Below are 292 nucleotides of genomic sequence, written 5' to 3' on the forward strand. Positions count from 1 at the left end.
CCCATGATGGGACAAGCGCTGTTTGGCCTTGATATACCGGTAAGCAAGACTTCACCCGCCCTGACCTGCTTCACAAAGGACCAGGTGGCAGAGATGGAGCCTCCTGCATGCATACGCTGCGGCAAGTGCGTCAGCGTATGTCCAAGCCATATCATTCCCGTGATGATGATGCAGGCAGCCCTCAGGGATGACTGTGACGCCTTTGAGAAAGTAAACGGTATGGAGTGTATGGAATGCGGAAGCTGTACCTATGTATGTCCGGCTAAGCGTCCGCTCACACAGGCATTTGAGG

1 protein-coding gene is annotated in these 292 nt (G+C 54.1%); it reads left to right on the forward strand.

The genetic code is table 11. The annotated features are described in order from the left end of the window. Nucleotides 1-292 (forward strand): 4Fe-4S dicluster domain-containing protein (locus LK536_RS58670; protein WP_506092318.1); only part of this gene is annotated, 292 nt, incomplete at both ends.

The sequence above is a fragment of the Clostridium pacaense genome, from assembly GCF_020709765.2.
Lineage (GTDB): Bacteria > Bacillota > Clostridia > Lachnospirales > Lachnospiraceae > Enterocloster > Enterocloster hominis.